This is a genomic window from Myroides marinus (assembly GCF_900109075.1).
Classification (GTDB): domain Bacteria; phylum Bacteroidota; class Bacteroidia; order Flavobacteriales; family Flavobacteriaceae; genus Flavobacterium; species Flavobacterium marinum_A.
Genome location: NZ_FNYS01000003.1, coordinates 54,079 through 71,541, shown reverse-complemented (window position 1 = coordinate 71,541; position 17,463 = coordinate 54,079). Strand labels below are relative to the sequence as shown.

The following is a 17,463-nucleotide window of genomic DNA, read 5'->3' as shown; positions in this document are numbered from 1 at the left end:
TATCGGTTACAAAATGACTATAACACAATTAATATATGTCTTAGCAGTGGCAGAGCACAAAAACTTTACGCTTGCTGCTGAGAAAACTTTCGTTACTCAGCCTACGCTAAGTATGCAAATCCAAAAGCTTGAAGAAGAACTTGAAGTACAAATATTTGATAGAAGTACTAAGCCAATACAACCTACAGCTATAGGGCAAGTAATTATTCAACAAGCAAAGAAAATAGTTAATGAGTCAGATAGAATAAAAGATCTTATTGATTTAGAAAAAGGTTTTATTGGAGGAGAGTTTAAGTTAGGTATGATACCTACTATCACACCTACTCTCTTACCTATGTTCTTAAAGACATTCCTAAATAAACACAACAAAGTTAATCTAATCATAGAGGAGTACACTACTGAAGAGATAATTCAGAAGCTTCGCAATGGTTATTTAGATGCAGCTATTGTAGCTACTCCTTTACAAGAATCAGATATAAAAGAGCGCGTATTGTTCTACGAACCTTTTGTAGGATATGTACCACCTATTTTCAGACAGGAAATGGGTCCAGAATTAAAACAAGAGGATTTAGATTTAAGAAAATTACTTCTACTACAGGATGGTCATTGCTTTAGAGACGGCATCATCAATATCTGTAACAATAAAGCAACTAGTGATAGTAAACAATTTAAATTACAAAGCGGAAGCTTTGAAACCTTAATTAATTTATCAAAAGAAGGGCTTGGATATACACTATTACCATACCTTCACACTCTTTCACTAGGTCCCGATGATCAAAAGAACTTAATACAGTTTGCCGATCCTAAACCTGCTAGGGAGATTAGTTTAATCTATACAGACAATGAGCTTAAGCTTCAAATAATAAATGCCTTATACGACGTTATTTTAAGTATTATAAGAGGAGCAATAGCTTTTCAGGATGTGAAGATTATCAGTCCTAAGAAAAACTAATTTATAGATACAAAAAAAGGGAAGCAATGCTTCCCTTTTTTCTGGCTTAATTAATTATTTTCTTCTTTTTCTTTCACTACAAGTCTAAATCCTTCTCCGTGAATATTTAAGATTTCTACAGTTTCATCTAATTTAAGATACTTTCTTAATTTAGCGATGTATACGTCCATACTACGAGATGTGAAATAGTTATCGTCTCTCCAGATTTTAGTTAATGCTACTTCTCTTGGCATTAAGTCATTCTCATAAATTGCTAACATTTTCAACAATTCATTTTCTTTTGGAGAAAGTTTAATCGGTTCATCATTTTCAAAAGTTAAGAATCTTAACTTAGAATTTAAATGGAATTTACCGATTTGGAATTCGAACTTCGTATTATCAGTTTTAACCTCAGACGATTTTCTGTGAATAATCGCTTTGATTTTCATTAATAATACTTCAGAATCGAATGGCTTATTTAAGTAGTCATCTGCTCCTACTTTATAACCTTTTAATACATCTTCTTTCATTGACTTAGCTGTAAGGAAGATGATAGGCACCTCTTTGTTTTTATCGCGGATCTCCTTGGCTAGAGTAAATCCATCTTTATAAGGCATCATAACATCTAGGATACATAAATCAAAAGTATCTCTTTTGAATTTTTCGAATCCTTCCATTCCATTCTTAGCTAAAGTAACTTCGAAATCATTAATGGCTAAATAATCTTTTAAGATTGCACCGAAATTCGGATCATCTTCTACTAATAAAATCTTTTTGTTGTTTGTTGTTTCCATATTGTTTAATTTATTAATGGCATTTTAATAATAAAGGTACTTCCTTTCCCTTTTTCGCTCTCTACATAGACTTGTGAATTTAGTACTTCTACAATTTGCTGTACGTAGGCTAACCCCAAACCATGCCCTTTTACATTGTGTAAATCACCTGTGTGTTCTCTGTAAAACTTGTCGAAGATTCTCTTCTGCGCTTGTTTACTCATCCCCACACCATGATCTTGAATCTTAATAAGTATAAACTCTTTTACATTCTCAGTGTACACATCTATAACAGGAACATCTTTAGAATACTTAACAGCATTATCTAAGATATTTACTATCACGCTAGTGAAGTGGAAGTCATTTCCTAAAACATCACTTCGTCTAGCATCTAAATGTAGATTTATTTCTCCCCCTCTATCTTGAACGATTAATCCTACGTGATCTACTGCATTTTCAATAATCTCATGCACATCCATCGCTTCTTTCTCAACATCAAACTCACGTCTTTCTAGTTTCGAAATCTGCAACACATTCTCTACTTGAGCATGCATTCTCTTATTTTCATCGCGAATCATCTTAAGATATCGTTCTACTTTTTCAGGGTCATTTATAATCTTCGGATTTTTAATAGCATCTAAAGCTAAATTAATTGTAGCAATAGGTGTTTTAAACTCATGAGTCATATTATTAATAAAATCTGTTTTAATCTCTGAGATTTGTTTTTGTTTTATCAGCTGATTAATTGCATTTAAATATGCAGCGATAATAACTATTGTGAATAATACTGATAATAAAGTAATACCCACTAAAGAAGAAAATAAGTATTTACTTTTCTCTGGAAAAGTAATGTATAACTGATATTTACTTCTATTCTCATTATCTGTAAAAATTGGCACACCATAAGTAGACCCTTCTTCATAGATAAAATCTTCAGACTTTATTTTGGTTGATAACCCCTTATTATAAATCCCAAACTCAAACTTAGCATTAACTCCATATAATTTAAGTTCTTGCTCTAATAACTCCTTTAACTTCGTTTTAGATATTCTTTCATCTATACTTCTTAAAGCTACAATATCTTTAAAATAGATATCAAACTGCGCTTTGTCTAGTACATCTAGATTTCCAGACTGTTCTATCACTTCATCAGGATAATTCTGTTTAAGATTGTTTCTATCAAAATCATCTCCTTTATAAATCTCTGTTTTTCGTTTTGACACGAAATTTTTGACTTTCAAGCTATCTGCTTTCTTATCAAAGAACGAACTCTTTATATTATAGTCTTCTAAAACTAAAATATTTGAATAAACTATTTGTTCATTTGTAGTTGGGTTACGCTCTACAATATAGTATTGTTTTAACTCACTTTGTTTAGGTGGCGTACCTATACTGTCCTTGAGTTGATTATACATACGGTAGAACTCAGTAGCCTCATTTTGTTGTAGTCCACTACCTACATTCCCTAATACTTGTTGTACATGGTACTTGAATTGCTCTTCATTATTTTTATAAGAGCTTACAATCCAATACATTTGAACAATGATTATCCCTATCAGAGAAAAACTCATTATTCCTACTAAAAGTCGAAATTTGACCTTACTCATTATTTTTTCAAAATTAACATTAAAAAAAATACCTTACACGTCGATTAACATAAAATTAACGAGACTAATTCCCTAAATTTTGAATATTATATCATTAATTATCATTTTAACCTCTTTTTTTACCAAATCTTTATTAATATTAGTAATAACATAATCACTAAGTGGTATTTTGTCAGAATCTTTCATTTGATTATTTATAATGCTTTTTACATTATTAAATGATACCTTATCCCGCTCCATCACTCGGTTTATCCTAACTTCTTCTGGTGCTGTTACTAAGATGACTAAATCACAAGATTTATTTAAATTGTTCTCAAAAAGCACTGCACTTTCTTTAATAACAAACGGAAAAACGTCATTTTTCTGTTTCCACTGTTCAAAATCCTTCTTAACTTCAGGATGAACAATACTATTTAATTTAGTTAAAAGTTGCTTATTTTCAAAAACAATCTCTCTAATTTTCTTCCGATCCAGAACTTCACCTATTCTTACATTTTCTTCGAAAATAGCTTGTACAGCATCAACAACGTCCTTTCTATCCATTATCTGTTTAGCTCTTTCATCTGCTATATAAATAGGTATTCCTTCTTGTTCAAACATTTTAGCAACAGTAGTTTTACCACTACCTATACCTCCAGTTAATCCAACTATAAGTGCCATATTACAATATTATTTAAAAAACATCTCTGGCAAGCCCTCTTCTGCTTTTTGTTTTTTCACAAACAAAATATAACTCGCTTTTAAGAACCCTATTCCGTATCCGTAAAATTGAATAAAAATTGCCACAAGTGCTAATAAACTTATCTTAAAATTCTTCTCTTTTATAAAACTTCCTATAAAAACCAATAAAAAATAAAAGATATAACATAAAATAAGAGCAGATGTATAATATGTCATTAATATACTAAACAATAAGCCTGCCATAAATACAGTTGGGAACCAATACGTTAGTTTAGCTGTTTCAGGATAGCGTTGATTTAATATTGGACGAGCCTTCCCAAATTTATTAACTTGAACATAAAACTTGTCCCAATCAATTCTTCGCTTGTGATAAACATAAGCTTTACTGAATAATTGAGTATCAAAACCTAAATTCCACAACCGAATAGTCAAATCAGGATCTTCTCCAGGATGAATCTTTCCGTATCCCCCACTAGCTACAAAGGCTTTCTTTGAGATCCCCATATTAAAGCTTCTAGGTTGAAACTTACCTATTCGCTCACTAGCCCCTCTTATACCTCCAGTCGTTAAAACAGAAGTCATAGAATAATTAATTGCTTTTTGCACGTCACTGAAACTATCTAACGCAGCATCTGGCCCACCAAAACAATCTACATACTCTTCCATTAAGTATTGATTTACGATAGTCAAATACTCAGCTGGTATAATACAGTCTGAATCAAGAACAATGAAATAGTCTCCTTTTGCACGCTCCATACCATAATTTCTGGAAGCTCCAGGTCCCGAATTACTCTTATAGTAATATGAGATTTTCAATTTGTCTTCATATTTACTTACTACTGATCTTGAATCCTCTTTAGAACCATCTTCTACTATTACAACTTCAAACTCTCGTTCATAAGTTTGCTTGGTTAAACTATCTAACAATTCATCAACTTCATCTGGACGATTGTAAACAGGAATAATAAACGAAAAATACATTTACACTTTTTTATAATACTATCACAAAAATATCGTTAACTATTGTAATACGGAAATTCATTCCTATATTTATCAGTACTATTTTAATATAAAATCTCTTTTTATATTATTTATTAGAATCTAAAAACAACCTAAAACTGCTACAATGAACAAGATTCATATATTATGGGTGGATGATGAAGTCGAATTATTAAAACCTCATATCCTTTTCCTTGAAAAAAAAGATTATATCGTTTCAACTTGTACTAATGGTCAAGATGCTATAGAACAGTTTAAAGATAATCAATTCGACATAGTTTTCCTAGATGAAAATATGCCAGGACTATCTGGATTAGAAACACTTAATGAGATAAAAGCTATTAAAAGTAACACTCCTATTATTATGATCACTAAGAGTGAGGAAGAATATATTATGGAGGAGGCTATTGGAGCTAAGATTTCAGATTATCTAATCAAACCTGTTAACCCTAATCAAATACTTCTTTCTTTAAAGAAAAACTTAGACGATTCTCGTCTTATATCAGAAAAGTCTTCTCTTAGCTACCAAAAAGAATTCCGAAATATCTCTATGGATCTTATGCAGGCAAGAGATTACGAGGATTGGATATCTATTTATAGAAAACTATTATACTGGGAACAAAAACTAGAAAACATAGAAGATCAAAATCTATTTACTATACTAGATTCTCAGAAAACAGAAGCCAATAGTTTGTTTGGTAAATTTGTTGAGAAGAATTATGAGAGCTGGATTAACAACCCTGAAGACAGTCCAGTTTTCTCACACCAAATTTTCAGAAAATGGGTTGCTCCAGAGCTAAAAAAAGAGGATTCTAAAATTCTATTTATCGTTATTGATAATTTGAGATATGATCAATGGAGAGCATTTGAGTCAATAGTGACTAATCACTATAAAGTAGAAGCAGAAAACAGTTTCTTCTCCATTTTACCTACTGCTACACAGTATGCTAGAAACGCCATTTTTTCAGGTATGACTCCTTTAGAGATGTCTGAACAATTACCACAGTATTGGAAAAATGACACAGATGAAGGAGGAAAGAATTTATATGAAAATGAATTCCTTCAACATCAGTTACAGAAACTTCGTTTCAATATCAAAAATGAATACCATAAAATAACTAATCTAAAAGAAGGAAGAAAATTAGCCGACAACTTCAAAGCTTTAAAGGACAACAAGTTAGTAACTATAGTTTACAACTTTGTAGACATGTTGTCTCATGCTAAAACTGAAATGGAAGTTATCAAAGAATTAGCTTCTAATGATAAAGCTTATCGCTCTTTAACGATGAGCTGGTTTAAAAACTCTCCGCTCTTTGAAATTATTCAACAAGCTCAAACATTAGGATTCAAACTTATTATTACTACTGATCACGGTACTATAAATTGTAAAAACCCTTCTAAGGTAATTGGAGATAAAAATACGAGTCTAAACCTTAGATATAAGACAGGTAAGAGTTTGACATTTGAGCATAAAGATGTCTACTATGTTAAAGAACCAAAAAAAGTACAGTTACCTAATATTAATGTAAGTAGTTCATTTATTTTTGCAAAAAGTGATTTCTTCTTAGCATATCAGAATAACTTCAACTACTATGCCGCGTATTTCCGCAATACATATCAGCATGGTGGGATATCATTAGAAGAAATGATTGTACCATTTATAATATTAAACCCGAAAGTATAAAATGACTGAAATAGTTTTTTCTCTAAATCAGATTAATGAAGTAGCTAAACAAGTAATAAATAAACTAGAACATCGCATAGTATTATTTAATGCTCCAATGGGTGCAGGAAAAACCACGTTAATCAAAGAAATAAGTAAACAATTGGGAGTAGAAGATATGACTAGCAGTCCTACTTTTTCAATTGTCAACGAATACCATTCTACCTTATCAAAAGACAAGGTATATCATTTTGATTTATATCGCCTTAATCATGAAGAAGAAGCGTATGATATGGGAATGGATGAATATTTAGACTCTGGTCACTGGTGTTTCATAGAATGGCCTGAGAAAACACCTAATATCATCCCTGATGAACACGCAACTATTGAAATTGCTATACTTGAAAACGGCGACCGTAAATTAACTTTGAGCAATAACTAACAATACAAAATTATGGCAACACTAACCCCTTTTTCAATTAAAGATTTAATTCCACAAGAAGAATGTCTAATGGTGGAACGCAAGAAAAGTGATCTTTTCATAGGTGTTCCAAAAGAGAATGTTTTAACTGAAAAAAGAATCTGTATAACTCCCGAAGCGGTACAGACTCTAAGTACGTATGGACATCGCATTTTAATTGAAAAAGGAGCTGGTGAAGCATCTAGTTACTCTGACTTAGATTACAGTAAAGCAGGAGCTGAAATTACCACAGACACAAAAAAAGTATTTAGTTGTCCTGTGATTGTAAAAGTAGCCCCTCCCACTTTAGAAGAGATTAAATTGATGGCTCCATATACAGTTATATGGTCTACCCTTCAACTCAAAACCTTAACGAGACCTTACTTTGAAGCCCTATCCAAAAAGAAAATATCAGCTATTGGCTTTGACTTTATTCACGATGAGAATGGAACTTATCCAGCAGTAAGTGCATTAAGCGAAATAGCAGGTACTGCTTCTATCTTAATCGCCTCAGAGTTAATGACGACAACTAATAATGGTAAAGGTTTACTCTTTGGTAATATTTCTGGAGTTATCCCTACAGAGGTTGTTATCCTTGGAGCTGGACTTGTAGCTGAGAATGCTGCACGTACTGCGATTGGCATGGGAGCAAGTGTTAGAGTCTTTGACAATTCTATTCAAAAATTACGCAGATTACAAAACAATCTGCCACAACGCATCTCTACTTCTACTATTCAAGAAAAAATACTCTTAAAGGCATTAATGAGATGTGATGTAGCCATAGGAGCTATTAGAGGTAAAAACAGAGCGCCAATTGTAGTAAGCGATACAATGGTTGAAAACATGAAAAAAGGAGCCGTAATCATAGATGTCTCTATTGATACAGGAGGTTGTTTTGAGACATCGGAACTTACAACTCATGACCAACCTACATTTGTTAAAAATGGAGTCATTCACTATGGAGTACCTAATATTACATCAAGATACAGCCGTACTGCATCGATGGCACTTAGTAATATCATTACCCCTCTCCTACTTGAGTACACGGATAGTGGAGACCTAGACGGCACAGTACATTGCGAAAGCATCATTAAATCAGGAATATACAGCTATAAAGGCTTGATAACAAACCGCAATGTAGCAGAATGGTTTGACCTTGATTATAAAGACATACACCTATTCACCTTTTAAAATTTTGATAAAACTATAGTTTTACATTATTGAATTGCTACTTTTGTGTAAATTTTTTAAGAAATGAAGTTTTCACAGCGTTTAGCATACTATTTATTCGGACTATTAATTGGTTCGATGTTCTTATTTTACTTCTTTGGAGAGAAAAAAACAGAATTCTGTTATTTACCTAACTGTAGAGTATTAAAAGATCTAAGAAGTAAACCAGTTACTTTCTCTAAGACAGTAGAAGCAAAATTCCAAGAAGGATGGGTTACTAATGATGATGTACACAAATCATTAAAATACGGTGATGTTAATTTCTCTGAGAGTAATATTGATTTCGAGAAAGGAAAACTATACGTGATTGTAGGTAGAAATGAGAAAAACGAAAACATCCTTATCAAAGTTGTAAACTATACAGATAAGATACTATTATATGATATCGAAAAAATGTCAAAATAATTCAGAAAGGCACTTGTAGTTTTAAAAAACATTTCTATCTTTGCCATCCTGTTTAGGGCGATTAGCTCAGTTGGTTCAGAGCACCTCGTTTACACCGAGGGGGTCGGGGGTTCGAATCCCTCATCGCCCACTTCTTAAAGCTTCACTTCTAGTGAAGCTTTTTTTATATCCCTAATTTAGTGCACAGTTTTCTGCGAACACCTTCTCTCAGCCCTTTCTACCAAAAAGAGAAGAACACGACGATTATAGGCGTAGAGACGTCGACTATCTACCACAACGTATTTCTACAATCTATGTCATGCCAACGCAAGGAGGCATCTCACTCGTAACACCACAATAGTAACTATTAGTTAAGGTACTATATATAATCATCCTATAAATAAATAACAGCTCCACTTTGGGAGCTGTCTTTCGTTTATTCTCTTTCAAAAACATGTAATGTATCATGAAAATCTTTAATATACATTTTCCTACCATCCTCTGTAATGTAAAGTTTTTGTGGAGGAACTAACTTATTTCTTGTTTGATTTATTTCTTCTTGGGTAAATACTTCATAATCCCAAACTAATTTCCTTTTAACATAATCAAACACACCTATATATCTACTACCTCCATAATCATTCTCTTTCTCTGCTATAAATGTAAAATAGTCACCTTGATGTAATGGAGCATAGATACTTTTATATTTACCAATCCCTAATAAATCCTCATCTAAATAATTACAACTTGATTCTAAAGTACATGTTTCTCCATTTATCATTTGAAAACAAATAGAACTTATACTTACTATATTTCCTGTTTTCTCATCTAAATAACATCTTCCTAACCCTTGGGTATTGTGATACTCAACAATAGAGTCAAGAGGATTTCCTGATATTTTTCTCTTAATAACTCCAGTATTTAAATCTAAACAAATCAATCTACCTGCTCGAGTATAAATCCAAAAATTATTACTTACAACACCTAATATATCTTTTATACTATCTACCTTTTGTGGTTCATACGGATCTACACCTAATTCTGACAAAGGAAATTTCCACAAATACTCCCCTAATAAACTTCTTAATACCAAGTCTTCTCCTTCTTGATAAATAATTTTACTGTCAAAATAATACGTATAAAGAGTATCTCGTATACTATACTCCTCAACTATCACATCTTCTTTAATATCATAAGAGACTAATTGCCATGATAAGAAATCATTACTCATTTTTTTTGTTAAACATTTATTTCCATCGATAACATCTTTTCCTATTGCTAAAAAATTATCAATACTCTTAAGAGACTTATTTCCTAAGTCGAATAAATATTGTTTAGTATATTGTTTATTGAGAAACACTAAAATATTATCATTCATAATAAGATACTGATTTCCCACATTTTCAAACACTTTGAAATTATTTACATAAAGTGAATTATCTGAATACTTTATAATACAATCATTTCCTCTTAATTTATAAAAAGAAACCTTTTCGAAGCTTTTTATTTTTTTAAACATTTTATCTCTATTTTGTTATTAGAATACTACCCCGATCGCGCGGATTTGTAATCCGTGCGAAGTATTCCACTCCCTAAAGTACATAAATAATAGTTTATACTCTTAATCTATGATGAATAACAAGATGTTATATATAGAAGTGACTAAAGATCTCCCATTGTGTCCCAACAAAACGTAATATATACAATCAAATTCCCCAATAGTACGGGTGTATTTTCCTTGCAACACCTCGCTCATTCGCTAAAAATATCTACAAGATATTTTCAAACGCTCTGCCCTACCCCACAAACAATCTCCACACAGCATCTCCACAATCAAATTCCACAATAGTACGGGCGTATTTTCCTTGCAACACCTGGCTCATTCGCTAAAAATATCTACAAGATATTTTCAAACGCTCTGCCCTGCCCCGCAAACAATCTCCACACAGCATCTCCACAATCATATAAGAAGGCAAATCCATAACGATCTAAAAATATTATGAACTCAAGAGGTAGATGATCTATTACACCTCACGATACGTTGTAGATACACGTTGTAGGGCGTAAAGTATCGCCCCTACCGTTGCGTGCCAACAGGGCGGAATACCCACAACACCAATCACACAGATTTGCAATCCATACACAGTATTCCTATCCCTAAAATTAGTATTTTACTATCTGATTTACAAAAAATCACATAAATAGAATCATCTCTCCCTTGTAATTAATTCTTTTACATGTTTAATTCTTTTTTTCCAACCTTTTATTCCTCCTTTTGGAACATTGTTATACTCAATTTCTAACATTGTTAATACACCTGAGCTATTAAGATTTAGCTCCTCTATCCAATTCAAGGCTAATTCCCTCCAATACAATGAAAACAAACAACTAAAATCATTATTATCTCTGTAAAATGCTGTCAAAACAATTTTTTCAATGGGAAAAACTTTAAAAAGGTCTAAATTTTTTTTTTCTAATTTTTTCTCTATATCACGTATACTAATTTCTAAAAATGCTAACAACCCTATCATTAAATCTTCATTTTTATTAATAGTAAAATACTTAGAATCCTTAAAAAGCAAATAATCACAACTATTAAAAACAATACCCATACCAATATTTTTTTCTCTATTGTAATAAACTATTTCACCTGAAACTACTTTACCATTATTTAATTCATACTCTTTTACCATGATATACTTAGTTATTTTTTTATCTCTTATTTCATTAATTATTCAATAATCTAAAGTCAGTACCCCGATCGCGCACAACCTACCGAGCATACTAGGTAAAATGAAAATAACCAGTAGCTCTTCCATATTTCTTTATTGTTTTTTGGTTTCATTGTTAACTATCATAAATTAATTTCCAAATACTATTTTATCTCTATTCCTTATTTTATCAATGTTTATTATTCTGAAAAAATACAACATCAATAAGAACTCTCTATTTAGCTTAACTACTCATATAAAGATTCTTAAACAAATCACAATAAGTTTTTAGAAACTACGCTTTCCTAAAAAAGGATTTATTATACTACTGGGAGGAAATCAAACAAATAACTTTCACCATTATTTTTTATTCAATAATTTTTAGATTTTATTTTATTCTCCCAATGCAAATCAACTGTATCAATTTTTCTAAATGGTTCTAAAAACAAGTAATAACTTCCAGATCCTATAGAAGCTCGTCCTCTTTCTACATCTAATGTATCTATGCTATTATGTCTATAAATAACTAAATCGTTTATGTAGTTTTTATCACTTCTCTTCAGTATAAAATATCCACTATGATTTGTATATGTGAAGTTATCCGTTCCTTCTTCTAAAATCTTCACCTCACTCAAAGGTATTTTATCATAATACATATACCCTTTATATTCTTTAGATTTTGAATGTCTACAACTAATGATAAACATTGGTGTTACTATATTACTTTTCTCATCTTATTTCTATTTTACATACCCCCCGATCGTACGGATTTGCAATCCGTGCGAAGTATTCCGCTCCACTCCCTAAGATACATAAATAATTAATAGCTAACCATCACTACTCTACACCTTTTCCTATTCAAAAAACTTCCTCATTTTTTATTCAATCCCCTCTCTATCCATCACAATAAAGACTTTTATAAGTATTACTTCCTGTCATTTTTTTAAACAGTCCCTAAAAAACTCATTTATGAGCGGAATTCAGAAAAAAGTGTAGCACTTTTTTTTGAGTCAATTTTACATACAACACTAATAAACAATGATTTAACAAAAAACACCTACAATAGTCCTTTCCTAAATATGACCATAAAGCCAATAAAATAGGGTACTCAATAAAAGTTGTTCGACAATAGAACGTGAATAAGCCGTATTTAATTGAGTAGAGAGGTCTTTTATCGAAGAATTCTTGTTTTATTGATGTGTTATTCTCGTTTCAAGTACCTCTTGATTATCCATTATAATCCCCAAAAACAGTCTTGATACGCAGAATCACTGTATTTGAGAACCTTCATTTTAGTATCTCAAACTAGCAAAACACTGATGTATCCTCAGAAAAAGTTTTTTGAAAGCTCTTTGATTAACGAAAGAATGATGTTGATGTGGTTAATATCTTGCAAATAAAAAATCAAATATCATGGCAGAAATCAAAGAGGGAATATTAGGTGGTGTAAACGGTACAGTAGGTACTGTAGTAGGTTTTATGTGGAGAGGTCGATATTATATCCGATCAAAACCATCTCGCTCTAATAAACCCGCTACTGATAAACAAATCAAGTGTCGCAGTAAGTTTGGCGTCGTGTCAACGTTTGCTAGTAAGTTCAAAGACTTTGTTAATCGCCATTGTCCACCAGCCTTGCTCAATAACAAAATGGCTTCTGGTAAGGAACAACTAATTTCGATGTTGTCCAAAGAAGGCGTTGTGATGATCGATGGTATACCTTGTATAGATGTATCTGCTGTAATTTTATCTATTGGTCCTCTACCTCCTGCTGTGATTAAAAAAATTAATATTCTTAAAACGGGTCGTTTAAAAGTTGCTTGGGATAATAGTATTGTGAATTTAATGACCAAAGGAACAGATAGATTAACCCTTGTAGCCTATCACGAAAACACTGGTGAAACAAACGAAATCGAATCTTCTGGTAAGCGTGAAGATAAGTTTGTACACTTTGATTTGCCTAAGGATTGGACAGATGGCAACGTTCACTTTTGGAGTGTATGGAAATCTGCTGATGGTAAACTAATTAGTACGAGTGCTTATCACGGTATAGTGGCTATAGGCGAAATAGTTACTGAAGAAATGAACGGATCACAAACCTATTCTAATACTTCAGTAGTGGAAGAAAATGACTCTGTACAGAACAATTCTGATGCTGTGATAACAGAAGAAGAGAATGGATCACGAATTAGCTCCATCAATGATGAAAAGCAAGATAACTCCAATAATGACACTGTGGATCACTCCAACACGGATAGGGAAAGAAAATACATACAAGTAATTTCCAAAAATACTATAGGCAAGAAAACGGAAAAGCCACTAATCCGATCCGATTCGTCACAACTGAATGATAATAATTTAAATTATGAACCTCGTTCTATTTTAGAAGCATTACCACCTACAGACAAAAATAATGAGAAGGAAATACTCGATGAATGAATAATGTAGCTTCTCATAAGCGATAAGATGATTACTGTAGCCAGACACACTATCCAACTTATCAGGATTTAATTACTTTCTAAGGTTCTTTATGTTCATATTCATAAAGAAGCTATAGACTCTTTATGTTGTAAAGCTAATTCGCAACATCTAATCTCTTGTCGTTACTTGTGAAATAAATACATTAAACCTCCTTCTAACAAATCCTTTATAACTTTTTATTTGATTTTTAATACAATAAATATTAAATACTTAGTATCTTTGTTTTAATAAAAACAATTATCATGAAAAAGATTTTATTATTAGCCGCTGTAGTTGGATTTGCTTTCACTTCTTGTAAAAAAGATGGAGATCAAAATGCAACAGCTCCAGCAACAGAAACAACTGAACAAGCTGTAACTCCAGAAGAAGCTCCAGCAGAAACTGCTCCTGAAGCAAAAGAAGAATTAGGAAATGTTACTTATACTATCGCTTCTAAGTTAGTAGATTGTACAGGTGTTGCTCCAATGAAATGTATGCAAATTAAAGAGGATGGTGATAAAGACTGGACTCTAATGTATACTAGTATTGACGGATTTAATTATGAAGAAGGTTATGAATACGTGGTAGAAGTAAAACGTGAAAAATTAGAAAACGTTCCTGCTGATGCTTCTTCTATTAAATACACTTTAGTAAAAGAAATTTCTAAAACAAAAAAATAATCATTCATTAGAGTGAGTTTAAAAGTGGGCAATAGCCCACTTTTTTTGTTTCCTAATCCTCTCAATTCTCTTCTACAACCAGCTTTTGCCCTAATTTATAGCATGAGACACTACCTTCAAATTAGGTATTTCGTCCCATAAATTTGTATCTTAGCACTGTATTTATTTAAATAATATGTCTAATAATCTACTTGATACCCCTATTGAATACCTTAAAGGAGTTGGCCCTCAACGTGCTGACTTGTTTAAACGTGAGCTAGGGATATTCACCTATAGAGATTTACTACACTTATACCCTAACAGATATATTGACAGAACTCAATATTATAAGATCAATGAACTGTACAACAACAGTAGTGAAGTACAGATTATCGGTAAAATCATACATATAAAAACGGTTGAACAAAAAAGAGGAAAACGTCTTGTTGCAACTTTTACAGATGGTACTGGGCAGATTGAATTAGTATGGTTTCAAGGTTTTAAATGGATACAAGAGAATCTTAAACTCAATACACCGTATGTAGCTTTTGGCAAACTAAATAGTTTTAGCAATAGCTTTTCTATGCCACATCCTGAATTAGACTTACTAGAAGAACACCAAAAAAACATAGCTACTTCTATGCAGGCAGTATATCCTTCTACTGAAAAGTTTGGAGCTAGGATATCTAATAAATCTATTATCAAAATGATGATGCAATTAGTAAAAGAAACTCATTCTTTATACATAGACACATTATCAGATGAATTTAAAAGAAAATTGAACTTAATCTCCATGCAAGATGCTTTAATTAATATCCACTTTCCTAAGAATGCGGATATGCTTGGCAAAGCGCAATTTAGATTAAAGTTTGAGGAGTTATTCTATGTTCAATTGCAATTACTAATAAAGAATATTGCCCGAAAGGACAAAATTAAAGGATATCCTTTTGAACACGTTGGTGACTACTTTAATACATTTTATAGTGAACACCTACCCTTCCCGCTTACTGGAGCACAGAAGAGAGTATTAAAAGAAATCCGAAATGACGTAGGTGCACCAGCTCAAATGAACCGTTTATTACAAGGGGATGTTGGTTCTGGTAAAACCATTGTTGCCTTTATGAGTTGCTTATTAGCATTAGACAATGGCTTTCAAGCTTGTATAGTAGCACCTACAGAAATATTAGCTACACAACACTTTGTAGGAATTTCTGAGTTTGGTAAATCACTAGGATTAAATATCAAACTATTAACAGGGTCTACTAAAACAGCTGACAGGCGAATATTACATGAAGAACTTGCCTCTGGTGAACTTCATATATTAATCGGTACACATGCCTTATTTGAAGATAAGGTTATCTTTAAAAATCTTGGCTTAGCTATTATAGATGAGCAACACCGATTTGGAGTAGAACAACGTTCTAAACTTTGGCATAAAAACACATTGCCTCCACATGTATTAGTGATGACAGCTACCCCTATTCCGCGAACTCTAGCAATGAGTTTATATGGGGATCTAGATATTTCTGTTATTGATGAATTACCTCCTGGACGTAAACCTATTCAAACTAATCACTACTTTGAAGGAAAGCGATTAGCAGTATGGCATTTCTTAAAGACTGAAATAGCTAAAGGGCGTCAGGTCTATATTGTATATCCACTAATCGATGAGAGCGAAACATTGGATTATAAAAATCTAATGGAAGGTTATGAAGCTATATCTAGAGATTTCCCTCTTCCAGAATACAGTGTGAGTATAGTCCATGGACAAATGACTCCTGCTGAAAAAGATAGAGAAATGGAGAGGTTTATTAAAGGAGAGACTAACATTATGGTCGCTACTACTGTTATTGAGGTTGGTGTGAATGTACCTAATGCCTCTGTGATGATTATCGAAAGTGCAGAGCGTTTTGGTCTATCACAATTACACCAGTTAAGAGGCCGCGTGGGACGTGGAGCGGAACAGAGCTATTGTATACTTATGACTGGTGACAAATTAAGTAATGATTCTAAAATTAGAATGGAAACAATGTGCCGTACTAATGATGGTTTCGAAATATCTGAAGTTGACCTTAAACTAAGAGGCCCAGGTGATATCATGGGAACACAACAGAGTGGTACACTCCCTCTAAAGATAGCTGATATTGTCAAAGATCAAGACATCATGCTATATGCTAGACATAACGCTGTACAGCTATTAAAAGATGACCCTACATTAGAGTTACCAGAAAATCAAAGAATAAAAAACAAATTAAATATCATAAATAGTAAAACAACTATTTGGAACTATATAAGCTAAACACACAGCACATTATGAAATTAGTTTTCGCATCAAACAACAAAAACAAGATTAAAGAAATCAGAAATCAATTACCTGATTCTATTGAAATATTAAGTTTAGAAGACATCGGGTGTAATATCGACATTCCTGAGACCGCAGATACAATAGAAGGAAATGCAAAGCTAAAGGCTGATTTTGTCAAAAGACATTATGGTTATGATTGTTTTGCTGACGACTCTGGTTTAGAAGTTGACGCATTAAATGGAGCTCCTGGGGTATATTCTGCTAGATATGCTGGTGAACAAAAAAATGACAATGACAACATAGATAAACTATTAGAAGTACTAAAAGAAGAAGGCAATCGAAAAGCTAACTTTAAAACTGTAATAGCACTTAATCTACACACGGAGACTTATTTCTTCACTGGAATTATAGATGGTCAGTTATTAAAAGAGAGAAAAGGAACTGATGGTTTTGGTTATGATCCCATTTTCGTAGCAGAAGGAATGGATAAATCATTTGCTGAAATAGATATAAAAGCGAAGAATGCTATTAGTCACAGAGGAAAAGCTGTTGCACAATTAGTTGACTTTTTACTAAAACAAGACTAATCAAATCCAACTATAT

The 17,463-nt window shown here is 32.3% G+C and carries 16 protein-coding genes and 1 tRNA gene; 10 read left to right on the top strand and 7 right to left on the bottom strand.

Annotated features, from left to right (window positions below; translation table 11 throughout):
- The first annotated feature begins 13 nt into the window (after positions 1-13).
- Complete coding sequence (locus BMX53_RS04845) at positions 14-952, top strand: LysR family transcriptional regulator (protein ID WP_074744884.1); 939 nt, start codon at positions 14-16, stop codon at positions 950-952.
- A gap of 50 nt (positions 953-1,002) precedes the next feature.
- On the opposite strand, the gene BMX53_RS04840 is transcribed toward BMX53_RS04845, so the two are convergent.
- The 4 genes from BMX53_RS04840 to BMX53_RS04825 all read right to left on the bottom strand — a co-directional run bounded on the left by BMX53_RS04840 (position 1,003) and on the right by BMX53_RS04825 (position 4,973).
- On the bottom strand, positions 1,003-1,725 hold the full coding sequence (locus BMX53_RS04840; protein ID WP_006259047.1) for a response regulator transcription factor: 723 nt from the start codon (positions 1,723-1,725) through the stop codon (positions 1,003-1,005).
- 5 nt (positions 1,726-1,730) lie between these two features.
- Positions 1,731-3,239 carry a sensor histidine kinase gene (locus BMX53_RS04835; protein ID WP_080752517.1) on the bottom strand — a complete coding sequence of 503 codons (1,509 nt, stop codon included), beginning with the start codon at positions 3,237-3,239 and terminating at the stop codon, positions 1,731-1,733.
- A gap of 144 nt (positions 3,240-3,383) precedes the next feature.
- Complete coding sequence (coaE, locus tag BMX53_RS04830; protein ID WP_074744882.1) at positions 3,384-3,971, bottom strand: dephospho-CoA kinase; 588 nt, start codon at positions 3,969-3,971, stop codon at positions 3,384-3,386.
- A gap of 9 nt (positions 3,972-3,980) precedes the next feature.
- On the bottom strand, positions 3,981-4,973 hold the full coding sequence (locus tag BMX53_RS04825; protein ID WP_074744880.1) for a glycosyltransferase family 2 protein: 993 nt from the start codon (positions 4,971-4,973) through the stop codon (positions 3,981-3,983).
- Between the two features lie 145 nt (positions 4,974-5,118).
- Between BMX53_RS04825 and porX the strand changes: the two genes are divergently transcribed.
- The 5 genes from porX to BMX53_RS04800 all read left to right on the top strand — a co-directional run bounded on the left by porX (position 5,119) and on the right by BMX53_RS04800 (position 8,879).
- Complete coding sequence (gene porX, locus BMX53_RS04820) at positions 5,119-6,675, top strand: T9SS response regulator signal transducer PorX (protein WP_063175791.1); 1,557 nt, start codon at positions 5,119-5,121, stop codon at positions 6,673-6,675.
- A 1-nt stretch (position 6,676) separates the two neighbouring features.
- Positions 6,677-7,096 carry a tRNA (adenosine(37)-N6)-threonylcarbamoyltransferase complex ATPase subunit type 1 TsaE gene (gene tsaE / locus BMX53_RS04815; protein ID WP_063175792.1) on the top strand — a complete coding sequence of 140 codons (420 nt, stop codon included), beginning with the start codon at positions 6,677-6,679 and terminating at the stop codon, positions 7,094-7,096.
- Positions 7,097-7,108: 12 nt separating this feature from the next.
- Positions 7,109-8,305, top strand: coding sequence for an alanine dehydrogenase (locus BMX53_RS04810; RefSeq protein ID WP_074744878.1), 1,197 nt, complete (start codon positions 7,109-7,111; stop codon positions 8,303-8,305).
- Between the two features lie 63 nt (positions 8,306-8,368).
- Entirely contained in the window at positions 8,369-8,749 is a 381-nt protein-coding gene (locus BMX53_RS04805) for a DUF4258 domain-containing protein (RefSeq protein ID WP_038988074.1), read from the top strand.
- Between the two features lie 55 nt (positions 8,750-8,804).
- A tRNA-Val gene (locus tag BMX53_RS04800) sits at positions 8,805-8,879 on the top strand.
- Positions 8,880-9,164: 285 nt separating this feature from the next.
- Here the strand turns inward: BMX53_RS04800 and BMX53_RS04795 are convergent.
- From BMX53_RS04795 to BMX53_RS04785, 3 genes are all read right to left on the bottom strand, one after another.
- Complete coding sequence (locus BMX53_RS04795) at positions 9,165-10,247, bottom strand: hypothetical protein (RefSeq protein WP_074744876.1); 1,083 nt, start codon at positions 10,245-10,247, stop codon at positions 9,165-9,167.
- Between the two features lie 688 nt (positions 10,248-10,935).
- Positions 10,936-11,421 carry a hypothetical protein gene (locus BMX53_RS04790; protein WP_074744874.1) on the bottom strand — a complete coding sequence of 162 codons (486 nt, stop codon included), beginning with the start codon at positions 11,419-11,421 and terminating at the stop codon, positions 10,936-10,938.
- Positions 11,422-11,810: 389 nt separating this feature from the next.
- Positions 11,811-12,146: a hypothetical protein gene (locus BMX53_RS04785; protein WP_143061405.1), complete on the bottom strand. Its 336-nt coding sequence runs from the start codon at positions 12,144-12,146 to the stop codon at positions 11,811-11,813.
- A 706-nt stretch (positions 12,147-12,852) separates the two neighbouring features.
- Here BMX53_RS04785 and BMX53_RS04780 point away from each other — a divergent pair.
- The 4 genes from BMX53_RS04780 (at position 12,853) to BMX53_RS04765 (ending at position 17,447) form a co-directional block, all read left to right on the top strand.
- Positions 12,853-13,875: a DUF6266 family protein gene (locus BMX53_RS04780; protein WP_074744870.1), complete on the top strand. Its 1,023-nt coding sequence runs from the start codon at positions 12,853-12,855 to the stop codon at positions 13,873-13,875.
- A 284-nt stretch (positions 13,876-14,159) separates the two neighbouring features.
- Positions 14,160-14,576: a DUF4377 domain-containing protein gene (locus BMX53_RS04775; RefSeq protein WP_038988495.1), complete on the top strand. Its 417-nt coding sequence runs from the start codon at positions 14,160-14,162 to the stop codon at positions 14,574-14,576.
- 175 nt (positions 14,577-14,751) lie between these two features.
- Complete coding sequence (recG, locus tag BMX53_RS04770) at positions 14,752-16,854, top strand: ATP-dependent DNA helicase RecG (RefSeq protein ID WP_074744868.1); 2,103 nt, start codon at positions 14,752-14,754, stop codon at positions 16,852-16,854.
- A gap of 14 nt (positions 16,855-16,868) precedes the next feature.
- Positions 16,869-17,447, top strand: coding sequence for a non-canonical purine NTP diphosphatase (locus BMX53_RS04765; RefSeq protein WP_074744866.1), 579 nt, complete (start codon positions 16,869-16,871; stop codon positions 17,445-17,447).
- Positions 17,448-17,463 lie beyond the last annotated feature (16 nt).